Origin of the sequence: Paenibacillus sp. CCS19, assembly GCF_033239625.1 — a bacterium.
Lineage (GTDB): Bacteria > Bacillota > Bacilli > Paenibacillales > Paenibacillaceae > Paenibacillus_T.
The window spans coordinates 192,616-217,360 of the sequence record NZ_BTCK01000006.1; the positions used below are offsets into that span (position 1 = coordinate 192,616).

Below are 24,745 nucleotides of genomic sequence, written 5' to 3' on the forward strand. Positions count from 1 at the left end.
AATGACACCTCTCACGGCGCAGTTATTAGGTCGAGTCACGGATGAAGGATGGAATTAAGCACTTCCTGCACTTCCTCGAGCTCGCCGGACGGAACCAAAATCTCATATTGCTGTTTCGAAAGGTTGATCGGCCTGACCTGGACGAGGAATCCTTCCTCTGTCAGCCGGTTCTTGATATTCTCTGCAATTCTAGTTGTAGGCGCGATATAGATGACCGTCCACATGAAAGGTTGTACCCCCTAAAAACATCGGTTTCCAGGCCCTATAATGAACTTATGATAGCATAACTTCTCTTAAGGCCGCAACAAAGCGGTATGAGCCGATGTTTCCAGGGGATGCAATCACCCTATTCATAAGGGGAAATATCTAAGGCAGTTCGTAACGTGTCGCCTTCGGATCCTGATGAGCGATCCGCGCGGATGCAGCTGCCGCAAGACCTGCGACAAGATCATCTAGAAAAACATGAATATGAGGGCCTTTCAAGTTAAGCTTGCGGATAATGCCAGGCTTTACTTTATCAAGATAGCCAAAGCTCGTCAATCCAATCATGCCATAGACGTTCGTAATTCCGAGCGCAAGCGTCTCGTCGACGCCGTATAACGATTCGTCTGTCTCCATGATGGCCTGCAGCGGCTGTGGCAGCAGCTTGCGCTCCGCCAATTCATCCAGTGCAATGCCGGTGTACATGACATACTGAACTTCGCGCTTCACCAGTACAGCTCGTACGCTTTCTTCGCACTGCACCATCGTCAGATCGGCATTATAAGGGTGCTGCAGCGCAAACACGATTTCGGCAACATCTCCGATCGATACGCCTCGTTTCAACAACCACGCTTCGATTCCGCTTTCGCTCGCCAATCGTCATCCCTCCGTAGCCGGAGCTTCGTCAATGTCTGGATGCTGCCGGCAAGTCGCTTACGGCTTTAAGCCGCTATACAGGCAAGTCCCGCTTCAGCTGATCCTCGGCGGATGCCCGGTGTCTCATAAATGTATGCAGGAGGCTGACAAATTGTGCATAAAAATCTACCCGGCTGATCCTCCCTGCTAGGGAGGATTCAGGGGCTTTGCCCCTGAGACCCATTATTTCTCTAATCATGACTGCGTCGCTTATATAACCCAATTGATCTACCCACATAAAATCCTCCCTGCTAGGGAGGACCCCATGGGACTCCCGTCCCCTGGACCCCGGAATAAGCGTGTGACCGGCTTACGGCGCTGCTGAGTTACTTTGTGCTAAGAGTCGTGTACCCCTGCGGGGTACAACTCTTGTTCGAGCAGATCAGGGGCTGCGCCCCTTTTGGACCCAATTTTTCTACCCGCCTAACTCCTCCCTGCAAGTGAGGACCCCATGGGATTCCAACGCCTGGACCCCGGATGAGGAACGTTGGAATAACAGAGGCGGAATCGCGTACGGTGTGGTGGGACTCGCGTGCCCTTTAGGCACAGCTTACTTTTTGCGGGTTGAAAATGTGTTGCGGGATAAGGGATTAAACAAAAAAATAAGCGTTGCATGCAGCGCTTATTCTCGTACGACAACACACTATTCAAGAAACCGCCGAACATTTGAGCTGTGCCTGATACGCACGCGGCTGCCAGCAGGAAGTCACTTATCCCACGCCCCGTTCCGGGGTAAAGGTTTCCGTTAGGAAACCACATCGAGAGCATACGCTTTAACCCCGGGGGTCCTCCCTAGCAGGGAGGATTTAGGTGGGTAGAAACCTTCATTTTGTTTGGTTTTATAAAAAGTAAAAGGGGATCAATAGGGGAAGCCCCTATTTGACAGCTATTGCGCCTTTGCCTAGCAGCTCTTCTACGGCGTTGAACAGCTCTGGCGAAGGCTTGACGCTGTATTGTTCGCTTAGGGCGAGCATACGTTGGTCAAGCTCGTAGAACAATACCGTGGCCAGCGGCCCGGGATGGGATACGAGCAGCTGCTTGAGCTTCTCCAGCACGGACGAATGCTCGCGTCCGGCTGCGATCTTGACGTACACCCGCTGCGCACGCTTAGCGGGTGGCGCCTGGCGGGGCTGCACAGCCGCCCCGCCGCCGGCCCCCTGCGGGGGCCGCTCGCCTGCGGGCTTCGCCCCCGCAGGCGGTGCCGCCGCTTCGCGGCGTGGCGCCAGCCGGGCCCGGCGCGGGTCCGCCTGTGCGCGCCGGGGCCTCGGCAGCGGCGCGCGGCGATCGCACGCGCGCTTGCTGCCGCAGGCGGCGTACCTGACCCGCTAGATTAGGGTCAGGGCCGCCCAGGGGGACGACGTCTTCGAGCAGCAGCTTGAAGTCGTCGTCCTGATGCTGGACGGCGGCGAGGGCAAGCACGATGCCGCCTTTCTCCAGCTTGTCCGCGTGCCGCTTCCAGAACGCCGGGAACGCGACCGCTTCGACGCGCATGATCCGATCCTCGACCTCGAGGAACGCCATGGCCTGGCCTTTGCGCGTCATCATCGGCTTCATCGATACGACCATCACCGGCAGAACGGCCAGCGCACCATCCGGTTGTTCGGCGAGATCGACAAGCCGATCGACGCCATGCGGCGCAAGCGATTCCTCCGCCGCATCGATCGGATGGCCGGACAAGTACAAGCCAAGCAGTTCCCGTTCAAGCTCGAGCTTCTGCCCCGTCGTGTACGGACGTACTTCAGGAAGCTCTACCTCCCAGTTGATGACCTCTTCAAAGCCAAACAGATCGAGCTGCAGCTCCTCTCGGTCCTTCCGCCATTTGGATGCCGCTTCGACCACCTCATCCAGAGCGCCAAGCAGCTGCGCGCGATGCCCAGGCAGCGAATCCGTCGCGCCGGACATGACCAACGACTCCATAACACGCTTGTTCACGACCCGCAGATCAACGCGTCGGCACAGATCGGCTAAGCTGTCGTATGGACGCTCCACCCGTTCTTTCATAATAGAATCGATCGCTTGCGTACCTACGTTCTTCACGGACGCAAGACCGAATCGAATGGCGCCTTTATGACGCTCTGCATCCAGATCCGAATTATCCTGCGACACGGCTAATCGTTCCGATTCATCCGCGCCATTCTCCTGCTCTTGTTGGACTGCACCAACCGTTCCATTCACAGGCGTGAACGTAATGCCGCTCTCGTTGACATCAGGCGGCAGCACCGCGATGCCCATCCGCCGGCATTCGTCCACATACTCCGCTGTCTTGCGCTGATTGCCCGTCACGGAGGCAAGCATGGACGCCATGAAAGGCACCGGATAATGCGCCTTCAGATAAGCGGTCTGGAACGCCAGCACGCCATAAGCTGCGGCATGCGCACGCGGGAAACCGTAATCGGCGAACCTTACAATCATGTCATAGACAAGGTTCGCATCATCAGCTGCGTAGCCTTGTTTCAAGCTGCCCGCGACAAAATGCGCCCGCTCCTCGTCCAGTATTTCACGCTTCTTCTTCGAGACCGCTCGGCGGAGCAAATCCGCTTCGCCGAGCGAGAAGCCTGCCATTGACGAGGCGATCTGCATGATCTGCTCCTGGTAGACGATAATGCCATACGTATCGGACAGAATCGGCTCAAGCGAAGGATGCGGATAACTGACTTCGGCAATTCCATGCTTGCCTTGTATATACTTCGGAATAAACTCCATCGGACCTGGACGATACAACGCGAGCACGGAGATGATATCCTCGAAGGCCGAAGGCTTCATCTCTTTCAGCACGCGGCGAACGCCAGCCGACTCAAGCTGGAAAATGCCCGTCGTCTCTCCGCGGCCAAGCATCGCATAGGTCAACGGATCGTCATCCCGCACATGACGGAAGTCAATGTCGCGGCCATAGAGTTCCTTCACCCAACCAAGCGTACGCTCGACGATCGATAGCGTTCGGAGACCGAGAAAGTCCATCTTCAGCAGACCGACTGCTTCCAAATTTTCCATCGAGTATTGGGTAAGAGCTGTCCGCTCCGTACCTGCCTGCAAAGGCACATAATGCGTCAGCGGCTCCTGCGAAATAACGACGCCTGCCGCGTGGGTGGAAGCATGGCGGGGCATCCCCTCCACCTTCATCGCCATCTTCAGAAGCGCATCCGTGCGAGGCTGCTTCGCGCATGCGTCCCGCAGCTCGCTGCTCGTGCGCAGCGCCTCTTCCAGCGTAATGCCGAGCTGATTCGGAATCAGCTTCGCCGCGCGGTCGACTTCTCCGTAAGGCACATTCATGGCACGTCCCACGTCGCGTACCGCCGCCTTCGCAGCCATCGTACCGAAAGTAATGATTTGCGCCACATGCTCCTCGCCATATTTGGCGCTCACATAAGCAATAACTTCATCCCGACGCTCGTCGTTGAAATCGATATCGATATCGGGCATCGAGATCCGTTCCGGGTTCAGGAAACGCTCGAAGAGCAGCTTGTATTTGAGAGGATCGACATCCGTAATATGCAGCACATAAGCAACGAGACTTCCTGCCGACGAGCCCCGTCCAGGGCCCGTTCGAATGCCCCGCTCATGCGAGAACCGAATGAAATCCCATACGATGAGAAAATAATCGCTGTATCCCATCCGCTCAATGACGGCAAGCTCATACTGAAGACGCTCCTTCGCTTCCGCGCTCGGCATCCCCTCGTATCTTTCTTCCAGCCCGCTGAGACACAGCTCCTCGAGATAATCAGCGCTCGTCATTCCCTCCGGCACCGGCCGGAAGGTAGGCAGAGCAGCTCGTCCGAGCGTCAGCTCCAAATGGCATTTGTCCGCAATCTCCAGCGTGTTCGCAATCGCCTCAGGCACATGCCGGAACAGCGCCGCCATCTCGTCGCCGCTCTTGAGATAGAGCTGGTCCGTAGCCATCTTCAGACGATCTTCGTCGTCGACGGTTTTGCCCGTTCCGATGCAAATCAGCACATCCTGCATAGCTGCATCTTCTGGCTGCAAATAATGCGCGTCGTTCGTTGCCGCCAGCTTGATTCCAAGTTCACGGGCAAGTGCGATAAGCTCCGGCATCACTTTGCGCTGCTCAAGCAGGCCGTGATCTTGAAGCTCAATATAATAATCGTCGCCGAAAATCGCTTGGTGCCGCTGCGCGGCCGCCTTCGCCTCATCGCTTCTGCCGTGGAGCAAATGCTGCGGCACCTCGCCGCCAAGGCATGAGCTTAAGCAAATAAGTCCTTCTGCATGGCTCGCAAGCGCATCCATATCGATGCGCGGCTTATAGTGCATCCCTTCCAAATGGCCGATCGAAACGAGCTTCATCAGGTTGCGGTAACCAATCTCGTTCTTCGCTAGCAGAATAAGATGATAGATCGGGTTTTCTTTTCTCGTTCCTTTGTCGAACCTCGACCCTGCCGTCGTATAAACCTCGCAGCCGATAATCGGCCGGATACCATGCTCTCGGCATGCTTTGTAGAACGGTATGGCACCGTACATCACTCCGTGGTCGGTGAGCGCAAGCGCATCCATCCCAAGCTCCGCCGCTCTTGCTGCCAGCTCGCGAATGCGCGCAGCGCCGTCAAGCAGACTGTATTCGCTATGAACGTGCAAATGCACGAATCGATTCCGTTCTTGTTCCGCAGCGTTCATGACGCCTCATACCTCCCTTGCCGTGCAATGGATCGAATATGATTCTATTTTACCACATAAGAATTTATAAGTTTCCTAGTCAACAGGAAAAGATCAAATTCTTATTGACGAGCTGGACTGGCCCTCGACGCTCTACCTCAGCAACTGACTTGCTTCGTAATCAAAAAACGGACTTTTTGCACGACCTCTAAAAGTTCTCATCATATTGCAGCGCTAGGAGCCCATACAATGAAGCAGAGGCCGGACAGGCCAAGAGAGTCGTCCTTGCGCAGAAATGGCGGCTGAGCGGAACAGGAGGTTGCATGAGATGCTGAACAGTGTTCTGGCTAAAGCTATTGTAGATATGATGATCGCCTTCGGCGTCGTCGTTGGCGGTTCTATACTCGCAGGTATTGGCTCTGTATTCGTGCTAGCTCCCCCTGCAGTAATCATGGTAGAAACAGCCACGAAGCTCAAAATATGGGCGATCGTCGCAGCAATCGGCGGCTCAGTCGATCCGATGCGTCTCATCGAGAGCAACATGCTGGATGGACATTTGTCCCCGGTGGTCGTTCAAATTTTCTACATCCTCTGCTCCTTCCTAGGTGCGCATATGGGAACGGAGCTGATCAAGGCAATATGCAAAGGGGCTTACTAGCATGCGTATCCCCCCGTTTGAGCGGTATTACCGTTATGTCCGTTACAGCGTCGTACTGCTGCTCGGCAGCGTCATAGGGGCGGCGGTCTACCATTCGATCTTCATGAACAATTTCAATACCGTTGCTAAATTAAATGGTCAGTTGAAGGAGCAGCTTGAACAAAGCGGGCGGGACATCTACGAGCTTCAGAAGCTGCAGAAAAAGCACACCGTCATCAAGAGCATTGTCCCTATCATTGAGGATGACGAAAAGCCGCTCAACGTGCTCGTGGAAACCGAGCTGAAGAAGCGGCTGAAGGAAGATTTGTCCGTATTCATTGGCAAAAGCATCTACTCGATCGATGAGAACGCCGACATGGCGCGGACGTTGTTGAAGAACAAGCTGTACGCCGGCATTCGCGGCGCCGATTACCAGGTCAGCATTCGCACGGTGCTCGTCGTAGATAACGTGCTGCAGGTGTGGGTGCGTGCCACTATTTACGAGCGGCCGCCGGCTTAGGAGCCGAGTGATAACAATAGGTCAAAGCCAAAGTCTATAAGTAATTGACTCATATGCAGAAAAAGCGTGACTTAGCCTTAGCTAAGCACGCTTTTTCTTCTTTCGACAGGACGCCAACGTCAGTCTTCGTCACTAGGCCTGCCCAAGAAGGTGCAGATATGCCCCTACATTCAGCCCTCAAAGCCGATCGGCTCCTCATAGGTGCAGATCTGCACCTACATTCAGCTCCTATAGCCAATCGACCTCTCATAGGTGCAGATTTGCACCTACAGTCCGCTGCCTCTATTCGTCATATCGTTTGGCAACGATGACCGCGTTATGCCCGCCGAAGCCGAATGAGTTGGACAATCCGATGGCGAGCGGACGCTTGATCGCCTGATTGGGTACGTTCGTCAACCCGCATGACGCATCAAGCTTCTCCAGATTGGCAGTTGGCGGGACGATGCCTTCGCGCAGGCTCTGAATAAGCGCGACGGCTTCTACGCCGCCTGCTGCGCCTAGCATATGGCCGAGCATCGATTTATTCGCTGTGACTGGAATGTGATCCGCCCGCTCCCCGAACAATCGGCTGATCGCCTGTCCTTCCGAATGGTCGCCGACGCCTGTGCTTGTCGCATGTGCGCTGATTACATCTACATCCTCAGGTGTAATGGCGGCGTCTGCAAGCGCATGGCGCATGGCAAGCTGAGCGCCCGCTCCCTCCGGATGCGAGGCAACCATATGATAGGCATCCGAGCTTGCGCCATAACCGATGATTTCACCATAGATTCGCGCATCGCGCCGCTTCGCATGGGACAACGATTCGAGAACGACTATGCCCGCGCCTTCGGACATAACGAACCCGTCCCGCTGTTCATCGAACGGACGACTTGCCAACGCCGGTTCCTCGTTGCGGGTAGACAATGCTGTTGCATTGCCGAAGCTGGCAAGCGACAGCTCCGTAATCGCCGCCTCCGCCCCACCTGCAATTACGATATCTACAAGACCAAGCCGGATAAGCCGCAGCGCTTCACCGATCGCGGTATTGCCGATGGAGCAGGCTGTAACAGGAGAGAGCGTTGGACCAAGCGCTCCATACCGGATGCTGATCGTCGCTGCCGCCATGTTCGAGATCATCATCGGCACGAGTAGTGGCGATACCCGCTCCGGTCCACGCTCTCTCAATGTCCCATCTTGTTCGAGCATCGTAGTAAGCCCGCCTATACCAGAACCGACATATACGCCTACTCTCTCTCGATCCGCTTGTTCCATGTTTAATCCCGCGTCTGCAACAGCTTCTTCCGCAGCTGCCAGTGCGAATTGAACGAAACGGTCCATCTTCCGAGCATCCTTCCGGCCGAAGCGGCCTTCCGCATCGAATCCCGTTACAACACCTGCGATTCTACTGCGCAGCCTGCTCGCATCGATCCCTTCGATTGCCTGGATGCCCGACTCGCCTCGAATAAGCCGCTCCCACATGGAACCTGTATTTTGACCTAACGGTGAAATGACTCCCATCCCTGTTACGACCGCTCTTTCCATTGCAATCATTCCCTTCATCGTTTCATCTCTTATGATTGACTTAGTACCTGGTATTAAGTATCATGTCACAGGGATTATCCTATTACAAGTTGTTGGTTATCCTAGTATAATGAGTACTATTACTACTTCTAATCCGAAACAAGAAATCTCTGATATGAATCCGTTCAGCAAATGAGATGTTGATTTAATAAGGGGATTGTTCGATTCCAATTCGAAAGGATGACCGACAATGAATCATGCGGCGCGGCTGGCAGCTCTATCCGCTTTCTTAAAGAACCAGCGCTCGAAGTTATCGCCGGAGACGGTCGGATTGCCTGCGGGCATTCGGAGAAGGACAGCGGGACTTAGAAGAGAAGAAGTGGCGCAGCTGGCGGGCGTCAGCACGACTTGGTATACATGGCTGGAACAAGGGAGAGATATTCAAGCCTCCCCGCAAGTGCTGGACGCGGTGGCAGGCGCGCTTCGGTTGACGCGGGATGAGCGCAGCTACTTATTCTCGCTGGCACTGGATGCAGGAAGCAGCAGCGGGACCGCAGCCTCTCAGCCTGAGCCAACACCCGAGTTATCGCATTCGCTGCTGCGCATTCTGAAGGAACTGAGATATTGCCCGACGATCGTTTCGGATCGACGATGCCGAATCGTAGGCTGGAATGAAGCGGCTGCACATGTGTTTCTGGATTTCGGTCTTATACCGGCAGAAGAGCGCAATATGATCTCGCTGCTGTTCTCCCGCCAGGAATTGAAGCGGCTTGCGATCAACTGGGAACATTTCGCCAGCGGCTTTCTAGCCATCTTCCGTTCGTACTACGGCCAGTATGTGGAGGACAGCTGGTATGAGCAGTTTCTTCGCGACATGTCCGAACAGCATCCCGACTTTCAGCCGTTATGGGAGCGCAGCCATGTGAGCACGGCTCCTGAAGTGATTATCGAATTCCGCCACGCGAAGGCGGGCAAAATGCAATTCCAGCTCAGCTCGCTGCAGCAGCATGGCGACACCGACCTCCGGCTCAGCGTGTATACGCCAGCACCGGATACACCAACGGAGAGCAAGCTGCGCAAGCTGCTTGACTCACCAAGTTAACAGACCGCTAATAGGCACTTTATTCTGATGTACCGGGTTGCAACGTCGCTCTTTACGCACATTGCGGGGCTTGCCCCTTTTTATGCTACAATAAGTCTATTAAGAATGAAGGAGCTAACACCATGTACATACTGCACTGGCTGTTGACCATAGCCATTATTGTCACTTCGGTTGTATCTGTAACTTACAGCTTCAAAGCTAGACGTTCTCCCGATCCGATCGTTCGCGGACTGAATGGAGCACGCACGAACATCAGCATGGGCGCGATGCTGATTATGATCGCACTGTTCCAGATGCTTGCTTTCTCCGGTTCTACGCTGAAGGTCGTAATCGGCGCTGTACTGCTCGTTCTAGGCGTATTCAACATCTTCGCCGGACTGCGCAATCAGAGCACGTATCGCCAGCTTGCGAAGCGAGGATAAGGATTTCTAGTTGGACAATAAAAGGGTTGAGCAGTCGTGTTACTTCTGCTCAACCCTTTTTTCTGCAATCAATGAATGTCCTTACAGCTCGCCCCAATAAATCTCGGTCTCGTATTCGAAAGGCACGAGTCCGTCCTGCTCATTCTGATCGAAGATCGAACGGAGCTCCTTCATCATCGGTGCATACTGTGGATGCTCTGGCGTAGGAATATAAGAAGACGAGTGCATACGGCCGCTTAATCCTTCATAATCAAACGACTGGCTATAAATGAATCTTGCCTCTTCCATCGGCTTCGGCGCATAGAAAGCAGCGAGATCCGAAGGCGATATATTCTTATGCATCAGCTTCGCATAATCGATGCCATACGTATGGAGCAGCCGATCATAAGCTTCGCGAAACGGCGTGCCGCTAATGATGCGCGAATTCCAGATCAGAACGACTTGTCCGCCTGGCCTCAGGATACGTGCAAACTCTTGACGCGCTGCAGCGCGGTCAAACCAGTGGAACGCTTGCGCACATACGATGAAATCAACGGAACTGTCCGGAAGGCCGGTTGCTTCTGCAGAACCCGAAACCGCTTGAAACTTCGGATTGGCGCCAAGCTTCTGCTCCGCTGCCTCGCGCATTTCTTTGTTCGGCTCTACGGCAATCACTTGACTGCCTTGATTCAGGAGCAGCTCGGAGAACTTGCCCGTACCTGCCCCAACATCGGCAATGATGCTGGTCTCGCTCAAGCCAATTCCTTTATAAAGATGTGCAATCGCCTCAACCGGGTAACTAGGCCGGTATTTCACATAAGCATCCACCCGATTCGAGAACCTTTCTTTACTGTCCATTTCCGCTCCTGATGGCATCATTCTGCCTCCTCTTCTATTCGACTATGGCTCAATGGTCTGTACCGTCAGCATCGCCTTAGCCGCTAATCCGCGGCTGTCCGCAACCTCAACCTCCAGCTTGGACAACTTGCGTCCGATCTCTAGCGCGCGAGGGGTCAGACGAATGTCGCTGTCGATTTGCACCGGACGCATGAAATAGGTCGTCAAGCTTTCGATGACGTAATCGTGTTTGCCGACAATGCGCACGAACCGCCTTGCCGCCTCCATCATGAGCGCGGCAAGCACGCCTTCGGACACCGTGCCGAGCGGCCCTGACATTTGCGGCATTATTTTGCCAGTATAATGATATTCGTACTGATCGACGCCAACTTCCACTTCTTCCTGGACGAAGCCATCCCACATGAGATCATCGAATGTCTGGCCCGTCTCCCGATGTTTGCCTGCATATCGCATCGCATCCAGTACGTCCTTGCGGCTGACGACGCCCAGCAGCTTCCGATGACGGTCAACGACAGGCAGCAGATCGATACCTTCGTTAGCCATTGTATGGGCTGCCGATATAACGGCAATGTTCGGCGCGATCGTAATCGGATGTTTCGTCATCAATCGGTCAACAAGCGTGTCATCCTGTGCGCCGATCACATCTTTGCTTGCGATCATGCCGATAACGCGGCCCCGTTCATCAATGACGGGGAAGCGGAACATGCCGGAGTCGGCAGACAGCCGATGATAGTCCGACGCAACATCCGTTGGCCGAAGCACCTGCGCCGGCTTGCTCATCGCGACAATGTCTTCGACGAGCATGATTTTGCGCTTGATGAGACGGTCGTACATCGCGCGGTTGATCATCGACGCAACGGTGAACGTATCATAACGAGATACGATGATCGGCAGCTCCCGTTCGTCTGCGAGCCGCTTCATCTCTTCGCCTGGTGCGAAGCCGCCGGTGACAAGCACGCCAGCTCCCTGCTCCAGCGCAACGCGATGCGCATTCTCGCGGTTGCCGACGATAAGCAGGCTGCCCTCATCGATATAGCGAAGCATCGCTTCAAGCTCCATGGCGCCGATGGCGAATTTGTTCAACGTTTTGTCCAAACCGTTCTCGCCGCCATGCACGCGCCCTTCGACCATCTCCGCTACCTCGCGGAAGGTAAGCTGAATCGAATTGCCTCTGCTGCGCTTCTCGATTCGAACCGTTCCGATCCTCTCGCGCGTGCTGACGATACCGGAAGCTTCCGCTTCCTTGATCGCCTTGTAGGCTGTACCTTCGCTGACGCCGAGCGATTTGGCGATGGCGCGCACCGATATTTTGGAGCCGATCTCCAGCTGTTCAATGGCCGCCAAGATTTGCTCGTGCTTCGTTAGAGCTGCATCGCCGTCGATGCCTGTGCCCCCGTTCTTCGTCATGCTGACAGCCCCCTGTTATGATCTATCCTGCTGCTCACCGCGAACGCTTCATGCACAACAAAAGCCCGGTACCCTGCCGGGCATCGGGCTTTGCTCATTGTTTCGAACGACGATAGCGCATCTGCGCTTGAACGGGCTGCTGCAGACGACGTTCCCACATCGCGTTGCGTTCACGCTTGATCTGCGCAAGCCGCTGCTTCTGCCGTTCCTTGACCCCGAACAATAGATACAGCTGCGCGCTAATCACAATGAGAGCAAAGCCAAGCCATACAATTCCGAATACCGTACTAAGCGTCCAGCTCTGCCCAAACTCTATACGAGGCAGCGCGTACAGCACCATCGCAATCGCGACAGCCAGATAAATGACGTTGCGGATTGTTCCAGACATTGAGAATCCTCCTCGCATTACCCTAATAGGCGTAAGCACATTCCATTCGCCATATAAGACGTATCGATGCGCTTGTCCCTATTAACGTATGCGAGCGATTCACGCATTAGACCGTTCGTCCGCCGCCCTGCTTGCGGTTAATCGAGCAGCGACTTCAAGCCTTCGCCTAGAATCCGATTCACGTCCTCGAACAGGACAGAAAACCGCCGTTCCGCTTCAAAATAACGACTGATCAGCGGATTAAGCGTCAGTACCTCATACAACTTATTCATTTGTTCTAGCTCAACAGGCGATGGCTCTTCTCCGCTCATCATCTGATGCTGCAGCATATGCTGCCGTTCCATGAAGCCTTCCAGCGAGCGCTTGGCGTCTGCATCGCCATCAACCGCACGCTTAGCTGCTTGAAGCGCCTGCGCCTCTGCCGATTCGCGAAGCGACTTCGCCAATTCATAGGCTTTATCGTATACGTTCATCTTTATCCACTCCTAATGACCGCGAATTGCATCATACTACATCGATCATACCACTCTGCATGCTGCTCAGCCAAGATATTGTAAGCAATTGTTTAAGAGGTTGGTCAAAATTTTGTTGGTGCTGACAACCGTACGTTTGAACACGCTGTTTCGCCAAACGTTGGGCTCGTAATCAGTCGTCCTACTTACGAAAGTCGCAATGTGGCCAATCACCAAGGGATAGATGTCCTCATATGATGAACTAATTCGTGCAAAACACCTATAGCCCTTCTATTCAACGTCAACGCTCCCGCTTGGAAGGAGATTTACGATGCTCAAATCCAAAGTCGCCGTCCATGCGGTCAGCTTCGGCCTTCTGCCGGACGATGCGATCATGCTGGGCGAATCTTATCTGAAGCAGTGGAAAATCCCGACAGCCCAGCCGATTACACTCCGGCTTGGCGCTTATCGCCAGCCAATCAAGGTCGTATCTGTCGCCCGCTATGACGGCATGCGCATCAATCAAAGCCTTGCCCGGCGAATCGGTCTCTCGAGCAGCGCTACACTGCGCCTGCACTATTCCGAGAAAACGTCGACTCTCTCGCTTGGTCCGATCATCGGCGTACTCATTAGCCGTGATTACCCGAACCTTCCGGATCGGCCGTTCGGCTCTATTACGATGTTCTGTAAGGAGCTCGTTGACGGCTGCGCGAATGAAGGCGCACATGTCTTTTTTTTCACCCCTAACGGAATTACCGAAGACTCGGAAACGGTTGAAGGCTGGGTATTCAACAATGCTTGGAAGCGAATATCGATGCCGTACCCGGACATCGTCAACAATCGGCTTACGTCGCGCAAGCTCGAGAACAAACCGAATGTGCAGCAGTTTCTGAAGGAAATCAAAATGCGCCATTCCGCTCACGTCTTCAATGAGAAGTTTCTCGACAAGCACGAGGTATTCGATGCGCTCAAGAGTGATCACAAGCTGATCCGGTATTTGCCTGAGTCCCACCTGCTGCGCAATTATACGATGCTGAAGGCGATGTGTTCCAAATATGATTCGGTCTTTCTGAAGCCGGTCAGGGGCAGCCTCGGCAAAGGCATCATCAAGATTACGCGCACGGATAACGGCGGCTATCAAGCGATGTTCACAACGACAGCGGGCACACGCAAGCAGCAATTCGCATCTCTGGTGAAGCTGTTCTCCTCTATTAATGTCAAAATGAAAACGGTCCGTTACCAGGTTCAGCAAGGTCTAACGCTTATCGACATCGCGAAGCGCCCCGTCGATTTCCGTGCGCTCGTACAGAAGAACGCCTCTGGCAAATGGACGGTGACTTCCATTGTCGCACGGACTGCGGGCGGCGCGCATTTCGTATCCAATCTTGCGCGCGGCGGTACGCTGAGCACCGTGAAAGAAGCGATCGGGAAGTCGAATCTGCTCGCTGCAAGACAGGAAGCGCCTGAACGATTGCAGCGGGCCGCGCTTGAGATCGCAGAAGGAATCGATCAGCATATCCCGGCTCACTTCGGCGAGCTTGGCATCGACCTCGCCGTCGATACATCCGGACGCGTCTGGCTGCTCGAAGTGAACTCTAAGCCTTCCAAGAATGATAATACGCCGCTGACCGAACTCAAAATTCGTCCGTCAGTGTTAAGAATGATTCAATACAGCCGGTATTTGTCCGGCTTTTAATTCGGAGGTCGACTATGGATCGGTTGTGGCTGCTGCTGGCCGTCTTCATCACACGTCTTCCCGCATCGCTCGTCGGAGCAGGCTGCAAGGATACCGAATCCACAGCTCGCATCCGAATGCCAGAGGATCGGTTCCTCCGAATGCTTGCTGCCGCAGGCGCTCAGCAGCGCATTCGCGTCGTTGTCATCGATGCCGACTTTGGTTCCGTGCAGGATGGAACCATGCAAGGCTTCGAGCGAACAAACGGAAGGTGGGAGCCTTGCTCCTGTCCGCTGCCTGATCTTGTCTATGACCGAAGTTTTGCGAGGAACGCCGAAGATCGCGTTCGGATTCGGAAGGCGCTGCAGACACTTATCCATGCTGGCGCTCGGCCGCTCAGCAGCGAGCTTCCCGATAAGCTGCTAGTGCAGCATGCGCTGGTAAGCGATCCGGAGCTCGTGCCGCTGCTGCCGCCTACATGGCCTTATCGAGGCAAATATCAGCTGCTCCGGCTTCTGAGGCGCAGACCCGAAGGACTGTTCCTGAAGCCGGCTGCCGGTTCGCAAGGTCGTGGTGCGCTGCGCATTCGCCAAACGAGCGAAGCCGTTATCGTAGAAGGACGCACGAGAGCCAATCGGATGTTCTCTTTCCGATATGCAAGTGCACAGGAAGCAGCCGACCGGGTGGATCGGTTCGTCGGAACCAGCCGCTACCTGATTCAGCCGTTGCTGCCGCTGAACGATGCTGATGACCAGCCCCATGATGTCCGGCTTCTCATGCAGAAGGACGGCCGCGGCCGCTGGGTCAGCACATGTACCGTAAGCCGTGTAGGTCAGAGCGGCAGCGTAACATCCAATCTGCATGGCGGCGGCACCGCACAGTCCGCGAAGGAAAGACTGTCCCGTCTGTATGGCGGTGACAAAGCCGAAGTTCTGATGCGAACCATCATTAACGCAGGGCAGCAGGCTGCTCCTTTAATCGAGCAGCATTACGGACGATTCGCTGAATTTGGATTTGACTTCGGACTTTCGCAAGGCGGCACACTGTGGCTGCTGGAGGCGAACTCGAAGCCAGGCCGTCAGTCTCTTAAGCTCACGGGAGATGAGCGGGCTGAGCAACTTTCCGCTAGTCGTCTCCTGTCCTATGCACGCAAGCTGCAGGGCGGAATGCGGCTCCAGTCGAGAGCTTCCAGCGGCCATCATCTCAATGCCCCGTTCCCATCGGACTACGTTCAGGAGGTTCATCCATGAGTTTGACATTATGTAACGTGCAATTCTCGCAACAATCCGATCGTGTCGTCTATTTATCGAATCCGGTGCTGAAGAGTCTTGCTGGTCAAAAAACGGTTCACATCAAGCTCGGCAAAGAATCCATTACGGCAGCGGTTAAGCCGCTCAAACGTTCCGGCAACTATATGTATCTGTCAGCAGGCGTTCGCCAATCGATTCGGGTGCCGAAGTCAGGCAATGTGTATTTGCTGCAAGGAAGCGGCAATGAGCTCCAGCTGGGACCTCTCATTGGCGTATTATGCGATTCGGCATTCCGTTCCGATACGATGCCGTTCGGCTCACGCACCGGTTATATCCGGCAGCTGCTCCGCGCAGGAGAGAAGAAGGCGTATTTGTTCGCCTTCACGCCTCGCGATGTTAATTGGCAGCAAGAAACGATCAATGGCTATTTCTTGAATGGATCGGGCGGCTGGGTGCGCCGCGTTGTTCCGCTGCCGGACGTCGTATACAACCGTCTGCCTAGCAGAAGAGCCGAAACGACTTCGGCCATCGTGAATTTCCGTGAACGTTTCGTTAAGCGCAATATCCCGTTCTTTAACTGGACGTTCTTCAATAAATCCGATGTGTACAAATTGCTCGACAACGATGTTGAGGCGCTCAAGCATCTCCCGGATTCTGCGTCGAGACCAAGTCCCGACAAAATCAAAGAAATGCTCGAGAAGCACCAATTCCTTTACTTCAAGCCGACAGGCGGCAGTCTTGGCATCGGGATCTACCGACTCACCTACCATCCGAAGCGCGGCTACTTCGCCCGCTATCGCAAAGGCGGCAGCAACGTGCTGCTCCGCTTCTCGAACTTCAACTCGATGATGCGCATGCTGCAAAACAATCATGGCGTATCGCTTAACAATTACGTCAGCCAGCAGGGCATCCGCTTGATCGAGATCGACGGCTGTCCGATCGACTTCCGCTTCCACATGCACAAGAACATCAATAACGAATGGGTTCCTGCGGGCATCGGAGCGAAGAAGGCCGGACGCGGCAGCGTAACGACGCACGTGAAGAACGGCGGATCGCTGATGACGCCGGAGCAAGCGTTGTCCCGTGTATTCGGCGACAATGCCGACGAGGTTCTGGATAAGGCAAAAAAGGTCGCAGTGAAGCTGTCCGAAGCGATCGAACGCAACTATCCGCATCGTCTGGGTGAATTGGGCCTTGATTTGGGCATCGACAAAGACGGCGATGTCTGGATGTTCGAAGCGAACTCGAAGCCTGGTCGGTCGATCTTCAAGCATCCGGCATTAAAGGAGCAAGGCCGTGCCTCACTCTCGTATATTCTGGACCACTGTCTATACCTGAGCCGGTTCCAGGGGGGTAAAACAGATGGATCTTGAGTCGGTTATAGAAGAGAAGACGGCAGAAGTTCAGTCCCGTCGTCCCGTCATGGCCATCCTGACGATGGAAGACGATTTGCTGCTGTTTCGCGGAAATCGCGAGAACTTCGCCGATATCATACGGACTGGACGCGACATGGGATTTATCGTCTACGTGCTGACGACGAAGAACTTAAACCTGTCCAAGAATCAGCTTGTAGGCTACACGTTCAACGATCGCGAGGAGCTGTGGTACAATCAGCTCTTCCCGTTCCCCGACGTTATCTATAATCGGATCCCGCTTCGCGAAGATGAGCTGCTGCCTTCCGTCCGCGGCAAAATCAACGCCTGCATGAAGCATCCTAGAACGCAGCTGTTCAATCCAACCTTCTTCAACAAATGGAGCCTGTTCGAATGGCTCCGCTTGTCGAAGTCGACGAAGCCGTTCATCCCAACGACGAAGCGGATGCTCTCCCGTACCGGCCTGACTCAGCTGATGCGGAAATACAACTATCTCTATTTGAAACCGGTCAGCGGCAAAGCCGGCAAAGGCATTATGACGGTTAAAGTGACGCCCGAGAAAAACTTGCCCTATCGCCTTCGAATCCAGATGGATAAGAAGAGCGTTACGTATAACTGCGCTACGATCCCTAAACTGTGGTCGCGAATTCGCAAGCAGAGCATGGGCGACGCTTATATCGTTCAGCAAGGTATCGCGCTTGCGACCGTCAATGAACGCCGCTTTGATCTCCGTGCCCTTATTCAAAAAAATCAACGCGGACAATGGGATATTACCGGCGTAGGCGCACGTCTTGCAGGCACAACGAGCATTACGACGCATGTGCCAAGAGGCGGCAGCATCGAGGATCCGGAGAAGCTGCTCGTGCAATCATTCGGCGAGGATGAAGCGCGTAAAATTATGATCAAAGCCAAAAATACGTCGCTTATTATCGCCAAGCAGATTGAACGCGGCTCCGGCCAAGAGCTCGGCGAGATGTCGATGGATTTAGGGGTCGACTTAACAGGTAATGTGTGGTTTTTCGAGGCGAACGCGAAACCCATGAAGTTCGACGAACCGCATATTCGCAAAAAGTCGCTGGAGCGCATTTTCCACTACGGCTTATATCTATACGGCAAGAAGAAGACGAAGATCGGAGGGGCGTAAATGGACATTGTGCGGTTAAAGCCATCGCAATGGCTGCAGTGGCGCAGCCGCCTCGTCTCATTCGCCAAGCGTTACGGTGACCGCAGGCTAACCGCCGAAGGGCTGCATGCGCTCATGCACGCAGAAGCGAATCCATTAGCACCTACCTCCATCGTCATTGCACGCGAAGCCGGCAAACTTGTCGGCTTCGCTTTCGCACAGGATGCCGGCGAGTCCGCTTGTGTAATCGCTGTCCATCCGGAATCGCGCGGCCGCGGCGTTGGACGCAGGCTTATCGCTGAGTTGATCGAAGCATGCGGTGGACTGTGCTGTTCGGTTGCCTGCGATAATTATGCAAGCATGCAATTATTTTTCCGAGCGGGATTAAAAGCCGTTGGTCTTCATACTGGGCCGACAGGCAAACCAACCTTACGATTTCAGACCGATGGATCTCGATTCCAACCAACTGATCATCAGCCTTCCGTGCCTATAAAGGAGGCAACCGCATGGCAAAGCCCGTGCTAGGCATCTTGACCTTATATTTGAATGACAGCGGCACGCTCGAGGAGCGGCCGATTTATCAACGCATGACGACCGCAGCTAAGAAGCTCGGACTGGATGTGTACGTGTTCACTCCGCGCGACGTTAATTATAAAACAAACCGAATCAACGCGCAGTTCTACGACCCAGAGACGAAAAAGTGGTCGAAGCGATGGACTTCATTTCCCAACATGATCTACGATCGCTGCCGCATTCAGAAATCGAGCCGCTTCGATGAGCTGAAACGATTCCGGCAGCAGTACGGCCATCTGACATTTCTCAATCGACCGCTTCGAAACAAAATGACGGTGCATCGCACGCTGTCGCGCGATAAGCGGTTCTCGAACCATTTGCCCAACTCTCGGATGTATGAATCGATTGCCGATCTGAATGCCATGCTCCGCAAACATTCGCTGCTGTACCTGAAGCCGATTAACGGAACAGGCGGCCGCGGCATTCTGCGAATCGAACGGATCGATGGCGATAAGGTGCTGCTTCAAGGGCGCGATCAACAGCGACGCATCGTTGCACCGCAGCGCATCGCGGCAGCGGAGCTGGCTGATAAGCTGTCCTCGTGGCACTTGAAGGAGAAACGTTATCTCATTCAACAGGGCATCCCGATCAAGCTGCCCAATGGCCGCGTGCATGACTATCGGATGCTCGTACAGAAAGATGGCGAAGGTGCATGGCGTGTAACCGGCTGCGCAGGTCGCATCGGAGCGCAGAACAGCGTCACTTCGAACCTGCATGGCGGCGGTCACGCCGCGACGATGGATACGCTGTTGAAGCGGTGGATTAAGAACGAGTCGAAGATCGAGACCGTGAAGCGCGATGCCGAATCTTTCGGGGTGCAGGTCGCGCAGCATCTCGAGCAGTCATACGGAAGGCTGTGCGAGCTTGCGTTGGACCTCGCTATCGATAAACAAGGGCGTGTGTGGCTGCTTGAAGTAAATCCGAAGCCGGCACGTGAAGTGTTCGTGGAGGCGGGGGACACGAAGACGTATCAACGCGCGATCACGCGTCCACTGGAGTATGCGCTGCATCTGTATGAGGCGGAGAAGAAGAAGAAAGCGGAAGTGAAGACGTCGAGCTTGGAAGATGAGCTGCGGTGGTATGACTAGCCGAAAATCTAAAGACTAGTTCTGATAAAAAAGGGCTTCGCCATTGCGTGCGGCCATCACTGCGCAGAGGTATACTTCCTACGATCGCTGTTGTCCTCGGATTGTTCTGATTATATGAATTCAGATGTGGTAACAATCCGAGTGACAAAGGCGACCGCTGACGCTTCTTCGGAAGTATACACCTGCTCCGTTCCTTCACACGCGCTCGTCGCTTCGCGACCTGGGGTAAAAACATATCGGCTGAACAGGTCTAGAACTCCTGTTCAGCCTTCGTTGTTATATAGCGCTTCGCGCGGGATTATGTATGCGAGTCACTCTAACGTTAGTTTTGGTTAGCACTTGCTACAGCTCTTGCTAACATATCCTTACAAGTTCCACTACCAGTCATTGTGTACACTCTATTAATATTTACTTCATCACAATCCCCACCTTCAGCCCATACGTATATCACATCCCATTCATGATTTATCCTGTCCCAATACACTTCTCTCTTATATTCATAACGCTCTAAACGAACTCCTATTTTCGCATCTGCAATTTGAATAGCTTTCAGCTCGGATACAGGCGGGATTTCATACCACCAATAATGATTAAGGTTACCAACGACCAAAGAGAATGAAACTCCGAATAATAACGTATAGATTTTAGTTTTCCATCGTACCTCCTTGCTCACAAAGAAGAAATTTATAATGTACCCTAGTAGAAACAAAGTGAACGCAATAAATGACCATAACCCTAATGTATATATGATCTCGTATATACTCTTGCTGTCGGTAGTGTCAAAGTCTGGCCAGGGAATAAACGCATACAAATAAAATCCCCACAAATACCAACATACAGCTGCGATCGGGACGATTACAACTCCCTTATATTTTGTCATAACATCTCTTCGCCTCATTTCAATGGAGTACTTCCCCTTCTGAAAAAATTAAGAATATTACCTTTATTAACTAATATCGGAATACGCTCATCAAATTCAAATCAAATTAATCCATTACACTCAACTAAAAAAGGCAATTGCCTACCGGTAGCACACCGGGAAACAATCGCCGTAGGAATTGAATTTTCTGTTCAAGCTATATAACTTAGCCCACCGACGTGCCATTGCGCTTACGCATGCGATAGACCATCGTGGCGCCGGCCAGGACGCCGAGGAGGCACGCGCCGGCGAGCGTCCATGCGCGGCCCGGATTGCTGCCGTCCTCTTCGACGGCAGCCGGTGTCTCGGCAGCTGCGGCGGTCGCTGCAGCGAGCATCTTGACCTCATTGTCATGATGGGACACGAGGAAGTGACCAGCCTCCGTCATTCCTTGCGAAGTGAGGACGCGAACGCTGCCTGTCGTGTCCACAAGCAGCTCTGGTTCTTCTCCCTTGGGTACGACCGTCCAGATCGGCTTCTCTGCCACGTAATCTACGTTCGGCATGCCTTCCATATGGTAGACCTCGTTCTCATCGAACAACCGCTTCTGCTCGAACGCTGCGAATCCGTAATCGAGAAGACCTCGCATATCCTTATACAGCTGGTCGCTCGAAGGCGACTTCAGCACGACGCCGATAATTTCCATATCGCCTCGTTTGGCGGATGCGACGAGCGTCTGTCCAGCTGCGGTCGTATAGCCGTTCTTAATGCCGGTTGCGCCTTCATACGTGCCGAGCAGCTTGTTGTGATTAACGAGCGTTGTCTGCCACGTTTCCCCCGTCCAATTGACCTTCTTCGTTCCGACCAGCTCGCGGAACTGCTCATTCTGCATGGCATAACGCGCAATCTTCGCCATGTCCTCCGCCGTCGTGTAGTGGTCTGGATCCGGCAGGCCGTGCGGATTGCGGAACTGGCTGTTCATCGCTCCCGCATGCTCGCGAACGAAAGCGTTCATCCGCTCAGCGAATTTCTCCTTCGACCCGTCAATATGATCGGCAATCGCCGTTGACGCATCATTGCCCGAATTGACCATCATGCCGAGCAGCAGCTGCCACATGGACATTTGCTCGCCTTCTTCAAGATAGACGCGAGTCCCTTCTTCCCACCGAGCATCTTTGGAAACGGTTACAGTATCAGAAACGTCAGCAGTCTCAAGCGCTACGATCGCCGTTACGATCTTCGTAATGCTCGCCGGGTACATCTGTTCCGTTGCATTCTTCGAATATAAAACTGTCCCTGTTCTTCCGTCGATCAATACAGCAGACTCTGCGGCTACTTCCGGCTTCTGAACGACCTCTGCTTCCGTCGCCGATGTCTGATCGCCAACGGTTTCAGAAGTGGCGGGCGCAGCCATAACAACAGCAGAAGCAGACGTCTGCATACCGATCAGCAAGACGAGCGCGGCTGCGAACGCGAGTCGCAGCCAGCCTGCCTTATTAGGAATCCTTGCTTGTGTGCTTATCGCCACGCCTATCTCTCCTGTCTCCTCCGTTTTCCCGTAGATGCTACATACAGTACAGTATACGCGTCTCCATTCGCAGTAAGCACGAAATGGAATTATAAGCCCGTTTCTATTTCCTCGCGTTTGAGAACGCGAACGTTAATGCCTTGTTCAATCGCTTCCGTCAGCCACAACATCGCAATGAGTCCCACTAAAGAGCCTGCAACCGATACGGGCAGCGACCACAACACCTGCGGATGCGTAAAGAATGGAATAAACGAAATCGCCATAATCGGCGGCGCATTCCACTTCATCTTCGTAATCAAGCCGATCATCAGAAGCGCATTTATGAAAAATGTCAGCGGCCCATGATCAATCGCATAGAGCGTCGAGCCGATGCAAGCACCGATAATAGCGCCGAACGTAATGTTCACTTGTGCCTTGCGTTCTTGCGAACGTTTCAGGAATAACAAACAGAAAGCCCCGAGGGTCGGGAAAAACAAAGTATGTACATCCGGAAACTGAGTAGAAGCCCAATAAATAAACATCATATACAAACTAGCCATGATTGCACGAGTCTTAGACATGATTCAACCTTTCTATTCATCCATCATTCCGTAACCAGCTGCGATGGGTCTTATTAACTAGACCTATTGTAAAAGAATGGACTGGATATCGTCAATGACTAACGATTGGCAGGCTGGCACCACACCAGATCGGACACAACATAGTCTGACGACAAAAAAAACGCATCAGGCTCTGAGCGCCTGATGCGTAATTGTAAACATTTCGAATATTAACGAAGCGGTGCAAAATGTGATACTTGCGCAAGCAAAGCATCAATCTCCGTCAGCACAGCTGCGTCAAGCTTCACATCCACTGCCTTCACATTCTCTTCGATCTGTTCCGGACGCGTTGCCCCGATGATCGCGGAGCTTACGTTCGGCTGACGCAGAGTCCAAGCCAGTGCAAGCTGCGACAGCTTCAAGTCGAGCGAGCCTGCCAGCTCCTCCAGCTGTGCAACAACGCCAAGCACCTCATCATTCAAATAGCTGTTGATGACGAAGTTAACCGATGAATCCGAAGCTCGTGTACCTGCCGGAACCGGCTGGCCTGGCTTATATTTGCCCGTCAGCACGCCTTGCGCCAGAGGCGAGAAGACAACCTGTCCGAGTCCTTCGCGCTGACTGAGCGGAATAACTTCCCGTTCGATATACCGCTCGAACATGTTGTAGATCGGCTGGTTCGCAATAAGCGGACGTAGATTCATTCGGCGTCCGATCTCGACTGCTTGTCCGATCTGTGCGGCAGACCATTCACTGACTGCTGAATACAGTATTTTACCCTGTGCGGTCAGGTCATCAAGCGCTCTCAGCGTCTCTTCAACAGGAACCGAATTATCGTACCGGTGGCAGAAGTAGATATCGATGTAATCCACTCCGAGACGGCGCAGGCTCGCATCGCATTGCTCCATAATATGTTTGCGCGAGAGCCCGCGCTCGTTCACATCGTCGCCCATCGCGAAAAACACTTTCGTCGACAGCACATAACTGCTTCTCGAATAAGGCTTCAATGCAGCGCCCATTGCCTCTTCGCCTGCTCCGCGGTTGTATGCGTTTGCAGTATCAAAAAAGTTAATGCCATTGTCGAAAGCTGCTCGAATGCATTTGTCAGCCGCATCGCGTTCCGCTGCCGTTCCGTATGTAAGCCAGCTGCCAAGTCCGATTTCGCTAACTTTCAACCCGCTGTTGCCAAGACGTCTATATTGCATGATTAATATCCCCTTTCTTCTATGCTATTGTATCGAAACAAGCCTATTCACGAAAGACGTGAAATGTTATTGCGTTAATGACGAATAGGATAGCAGCTATACTTGAGGTAACTAGTCCAAGCCATCAAGATTTGCATTCAGCGTTGCAAAATGGTACAACTACGAAAGCCGAGCAATTAATTGAACATCGACGAGAGGATGGCCTCGCTATGATCGAAGTAAACAGAGCACAATCGGAACGCGATTTGAATGAAGTATACAACATTCGCAAGAAAGTATTCGTCGACGAGCAAGGTGTGTCGGAAGAGGAGGAATACGACGAGCATGAGCAGTCCTCTGCACATGTGCTCGCTACTTATAATGGACAACCTGCAGGTGCAGGCCGTGTCCGCCTGCTCGACAACGTAGCGAAGTTGGAACGAATCTGCGTGCTGCCCGAATACCGCAAATTCGGCATCGGAGCAGCTGTCACAACCGCGCTGGAGCTGGAAGGCAAACGACTTGGCGCTGAGAAGGCCAAGCTGCATGGCCAGACACAAGCAGCTCCATTCTATTCGAAGCTTGGTTATGATACGGTATCCGATATTTTCCATGAAGCTGGTATTCCGCATGTAGTCATGACCAAGAAGCTGTAACCTGCATAAGTCGAACATTATTCGCAGCACAACAAAGAAGCCATCCGCTCCCTATGGAGTGCACCCCTTAGAATGGACATTGGATAAAACCCCTGGTTTATCCGATGAAATTCTAGGGGGTGCATTTTTT

At 53.5% G+C, this 24,745-nt stretch carries 24 protein-coding genes; 11 read left to right on the top strand and 13 right to left on the bottom strand.

Annotated features, from left to right (window positions below; translation table 11 throughout):
- Window positions 1-35 precede the first annotated feature (35 nt).
- The 4 genes from SBI19_RS07475 to SBI19_RS07490 all read right to left on the bottom strand — a co-directional run bounded on the left by SBI19_RS07475 (window position 36) and on the right by SBI19_RS07490 (window position 5,523).
- Window positions 36-224, bottom strand: a complete 189-nt coding sequence (locus SBI19_RS07475) for a glutamate decarboxylase (RefSeq protein WP_191201964.1) — start codon at window positions 222-224, stop codon at window positions 36-38.
- 142 nt (window positions 225-366) lie between these two features.
- Entirely contained in the window at window positions 367-858 is a 492-nt protein-coding gene (locus SBI19_RS07480) for a phosphatidylglycerophosphatase A family protein (RefSeq protein WP_317966594.1), read from the bottom strand.
- 914 nt (window positions 859-1,772) lie between these two features.
- Window positions 1,773-2,033 (bottom strand): hypothetical protein, encoded by a 261-nt coding sequence (locus SBI19_RS07485; RefSeq protein ID WP_317966596.1) that lies wholly within the window; start codon window positions 2,031-2,033, stop codon window positions 1,773-1,775.
- Entirely contained in the window at window positions 2,005-5,523 is a 3,519-nt protein-coding gene (locus SBI19_RS07490; protein ID WP_317966598.1) for a DNA polymerase III subunit alpha, read from the bottom strand. The genes SBI19_RS07485 and SBI19_RS07490 overlap by 29 nt, the downstream gene beginning before the upstream one ends.
- Window positions 5,524-5,833: 310 nt before the next feature.
- Between SBI19_RS07490 and SBI19_RS07495 the strand changes: the two genes are divergently transcribed.
- Complete coding sequence (locus tag SBI19_RS07495) at window positions 5,834-6,160, top strand: YtrH family sporulation protein (RefSeq protein WP_317966638.1); 327 nt, start codon at window positions 5,834-5,836, stop codon at window positions 6,158-6,160.
- A 1-nt stretch (window position 6,161) separates the two neighbouring features.
- Window positions 6,162-6,659 carry a sporulation membrane protein YtrI gene (locus SBI19_RS07500; RefSeq protein ID WP_317966600.1) on the top strand — a complete coding sequence of 166 codons (498 nt, stop codon included), beginning with the start codon at window positions 6,162-6,164 and terminating at the stop codon, window positions 6,657-6,659.
- Window positions 6,660-6,941: 282 nt separating this feature from the next.
- On the opposite strand, the gene fabF is transcribed toward SBI19_RS07500, so the two are convergent.
- Window positions 6,942-8,180: a beta-ketoacyl-ACP synthase II gene (gene fabF, locus SBI19_RS07505; RefSeq protein ID WP_317966640.1), complete on the bottom strand. Its 1,239-nt coding sequence runs from the start codon at window positions 8,178-8,180 to the stop codon at window positions 6,942-6,944.
- Between the two features lie 229 nt (window positions 8,181-8,409).
- On the opposite strand from fabF, the gene SBI19_RS07510 reads away from it, so the two are divergent.
- Together SBI19_RS07510 and SBI19_RS07515 are read left to right on the top strand one after the other, a co-directional pair.
- Window positions 8,410-9,261 (top strand): helix-turn-helix transcriptional regulator, encoded by an 852-nt coding sequence (locus SBI19_RS07510; protein WP_317966602.1) that lies wholly within the window; start codon window positions 8,410-8,412, stop codon window positions 9,259-9,261.
- A 122-nt stretch (window positions 9,262-9,383) separates the two neighbouring features.
- On the top strand, window positions 9,384-9,683 hold the full coding sequence (locus SBI19_RS07515) for a YtpI family protein (protein ID WP_317966604.1): 300 nt from the start codon (window positions 9,384-9,386) through the stop codon (window positions 9,681-9,683).
- Between the two features lie 81 nt (window positions 9,684-9,764).
- On the opposite strand, the gene SBI19_RS07520 is transcribed toward SBI19_RS07515, so the two are convergent.
- From SBI19_RS07520 to SBI19_RS07535, 4 genes are all read right to left on the bottom strand, one after another.
- Window positions 9,765-10,520: a class I SAM-dependent methyltransferase gene (locus SBI19_RS07520; RefSeq protein ID WP_317966642.1), complete on the bottom strand. Its 756-nt coding sequence runs from the start codon at window positions 10,518-10,520 to the stop codon at window positions 9,765-9,767.
- A 42-nt stretch (window positions 10,521-10,562) separates the two neighbouring features.
- A complete protein-coding gene (locus SBI19_RS07525) occupies window positions 10,563-11,927 on the bottom strand; it encodes a DRTGG domain-containing protein (protein WP_317966606.1) in 1,365 nt (454 codons plus the stop codon).
- Between the two features lie 94 nt (window positions 11,928-12,021).
- Window positions 12,022-12,315 carry a hypothetical protein gene (locus SBI19_RS07530; RefSeq protein ID WP_317966608.1) on the bottom strand — a complete coding sequence of 98 codons (294 nt, stop codon included), beginning with the start codon at window positions 12,313-12,315 and terminating at the stop codon, window positions 12,022-12,024.
- A gap of 137 nt (window positions 12,316-12,452) precedes the next feature.
- Window positions 12,453-12,788, bottom strand: a complete 336-nt coding sequence (locus tag SBI19_RS07535) for a YlbF family regulator (protein WP_317966610.1) — start codon at window positions 12,786-12,788, stop codon at window positions 12,453-12,455.
- A gap of 310 nt (window positions 12,789-13,098) precedes the next feature.
- On the opposite strand from SBI19_RS07535, the gene SBI19_RS07540 reads away from it, so the two are divergent.
- Genes SBI19_RS07540 through SBI19_RS07565 form a run of 6 tightly spaced genes read left to right on the top strand, consistent with a single transcriptional unit; the run spans window position 13,099 to window position 19,849 of the window.
- On the top strand, window positions 13,099-14,463 hold the full coding sequence (locus SBI19_RS07540) for a YheC/YheD family endospore coat-associated protein (RefSeq protein WP_317966612.1): 1,365 nt from the start codon (window positions 13,099-13,101) through the stop codon (window positions 14,461-14,463).
- A gap of 14 nt (window positions 14,464-14,477) precedes the next feature.
- Entirely contained in the window at window positions 14,478-15,692 is a 1,215-nt protein-coding gene (locus SBI19_RS07545; RefSeq protein WP_317966614.1) for a YheC/YheD family endospore coat-associated protein, read from the top strand.
- A complete protein-coding gene (locus tag SBI19_RS07550) occupies window positions 15,689-17,065 on the top strand; it encodes a YheC/YheD family endospore coat-associated protein (RefSeq protein WP_317966616.1) in 1,377 nt (458 codons plus the stop codon). The genes SBI19_RS07545 and SBI19_RS07550 overlap by 4 nt, the downstream gene beginning before the upstream one ends.
- Window positions 17,055-18,209 (top strand): YheC/YheD family endospore coat-associated protein, encoded by a 1,155-nt coding sequence (locus tag SBI19_RS07555; RefSeq protein WP_317966618.1) that lies wholly within the window; start codon window positions 17,055-17,057, stop codon window positions 18,207-18,209. Before SBI19_RS07550 ends, SBI19_RS07555 begins: the two co-directional genes overlap by 11 nt.
- Window positions 18,210-18,713, top strand: a complete 504-nt coding sequence (locus SBI19_RS07560) for a GNAT family N-acetyltransferase (protein ID WP_317966620.1) — start codon at window positions 18,210-18,212, stop codon at window positions 18,711-18,713.
- Window positions 18,695-19,849: a YheC/YheD family endospore coat-associated protein gene (locus SBI19_RS07565; protein WP_317966622.1), complete on the top strand. Its 1,155-nt coding sequence runs from the start codon at window positions 18,695-18,697 to the stop codon at window positions 19,847-19,849. The genes SBI19_RS07560 and SBI19_RS07565 overlap by 19 nt, the downstream gene beginning before the upstream one ends.
- 322 nt (window positions 19,850-20,171) lie before the next feature.
- Here SBI19_RS07565 and SBI19_RS07570 read toward each other — a convergent pair whose 3' ends face one another.
- From SBI19_RS07570 to SBI19_RS07585, 4 genes are all read right to left on the bottom strand, one after another.
- Entirely contained in the window at window positions 20,172-20,729 is a 558-nt protein-coding gene (locus SBI19_RS07570) for a hypothetical protein (RefSeq protein ID WP_317966624.1), read from the bottom strand.
- A 205-nt stretch (window positions 20,730-20,934) separates the two neighbouring features.
- The gene (locus SBI19_RS07575; protein ID WP_317966626.1) at window positions 20,935-22,236 is read right to left on the bottom strand and encodes a D-alanyl-D-alanine carboxypeptidase family protein; all 1,302 of its coding nucleotides are present in this window, start codon (window positions 22,234-22,236) and stop codon (window positions 20,935-20,937) included.
- An 89-nt stretch (window positions 22,237-22,325) separates the two neighbouring features.
- Entirely contained in the window at window positions 22,326-22,796 is a 471-nt protein-coding gene (locus tag SBI19_RS07580; protein ID WP_317966628.1) for an HPP family protein, read from the bottom strand.
- A 209-nt stretch (window positions 22,797-23,005) separates the two neighbouring features.
- A complete protein-coding gene (locus SBI19_RS07585) occupies window positions 23,006-23,980 on the bottom strand; it encodes an aldo/keto reductase family protein (protein ID WP_317966630.1) in 975 nt (324 codons plus the stop codon).
- Between the two features lie 209 nt (window positions 23,981-24,189).
- On the opposite strand from SBI19_RS07585, the gene SBI19_RS07590 reads away from it, so the two are divergent.
- Window positions 24,190-24,615, top strand: a complete 426-nt coding sequence (locus tag SBI19_RS07590; RefSeq protein ID WP_317966632.1) for a GNAT family N-acetyltransferase — start codon at window positions 24,190-24,192, stop codon at window positions 24,613-24,615.
- The last annotated feature ends 130 nt before the right edge of the window (window positions 24,616-24,745 follow it).

Coding starts and splice junctions, on each gene's coding strand:
- SBI19_RS07475 (WP_191201964.1), bottom strand. CDS start 224: ATGTGGACGGTCATCTATATCGCGCCTACAACTAGAATTGCAGAGAAT.
- SBI19_RS07490 (WP_317966598.1), bottom strand. CDS start 5,523: ATGAACGCTGCGGAACAAGAACGGAATCGATTCGTGCATTTGCACGTT.
- SBI19_RS07500 (WP_317966600.1), top strand. CDS start 6,162: ATGCGTATCCCCCCGTTTGAGCGGTATTACCGTTATGTCCGTTACAGC.
- fabF (WP_317966640.1), bottom strand. CDS start 8,180: ATGGAAAGAGCGGTCGTAACAGGGATGGGAGTCATTTCACCGTTAGGT.
- SBI19_RS07510 (WP_317966602.1), top strand. CDS start 8,410: ATGAATCATGCGGCGCGGCTGGCAGCTCTATCCGCTTTCTTAAAGAAC.
- SBI19_RS07515 (WP_317966604.1), top strand. CDS start 9,384: ATGTACATACTGCACTGGCTGTTGACCATAGCCATTATTGTCACTTCG.
- SBI19_RS07520 (WP_317966642.1), bottom strand. CDS start 10,520: ATGGACAGTAAAGAAAGGTTCTCGAATCGGGTGGATGCTTATGTGAAA.
- SBI19_RS07525 (WP_317966606.1), bottom strand. CDS start 11,927: ATGACGAAGAACGGGGGCACAGGCATCGACGGCGATGCAGCTCTAACG.
- SBI19_RS07530 (WP_317966608.1), bottom strand. CDS start 12,315: ATGTCTGGAACAATCCGCAACGTCATTTATCTGGCTGTCGCGATTGCG.
- SBI19_RS07535 (WP_317966610.1), bottom strand. CDS start 12,788: ATGAACGTATACGATAAAGCCTATGAATTGGCGAAGTCGCTTCGCGAA.
- SBI19_RS07540 (WP_317966612.1), top strand. CDS start 13,099: ATGCTCAAATCCAAAGTCGCCGTCCATGCGGTCAGCTTCGGCCTTCTG.
- SBI19_RS07545 (WP_317966614.1), top strand. CDS start 14,478: ATGGATCGGTTGTGGCTGCTGCTGGCCGTCTTCATCACACGTCTTCCC.
- SBI19_RS07550 (WP_317966616.1), top strand. CDS start 15,689: ATGAGTTTGACATTATGTAACGTGCAATTCTCGCAACAATCCGATCGT.
- SBI19_RS07555 (WP_317966618.1), top strand. CDS start 17,055: ATGGATCTTGAGTCGGTTATAGAAGAGAAGACGGCAGAAGTTCAGTCC.
- SBI19_RS07560 (WP_317966620.1), top strand. CDS start 18,210: ATGGACATTGTGCGGTTAAAGCCATCGCAATGGCTGCAGTGGCGCAGC.
- SBI19_RS07565 (WP_317966622.1), top strand. CDS start 18,695: ATGGCAAAGCCCGTGCTAGGCATCTTGACCTTATATTTGAATGACAGC.
- SBI19_RS07570 (WP_317966624.1), bottom strand. CDS start 20,729: ATGACAAAATATAAGGGAGTTGTAATCGTCCCGATCGCAGCTGTATGT.
- SBI19_RS07580 (WP_317966628.1), bottom strand. CDS start 22,796: ATGTCTAAGACTCGTGCAATCATGGCTAGTTTGTATATGATGTTTATT.
- SBI19_RS07585 (WP_317966630.1), bottom strand. CDS start 23,980: ATGCAATATAGACGTCTTGGCAACAGCGGGTTGAAAGTTAGCGAAATC.
- SBI19_RS07590 (WP_317966632.1), top strand. CDS start 24,190: ATGATCGAAGTAAACAGAGCACAATCGGAACGCGATTTGAATGAAGTA.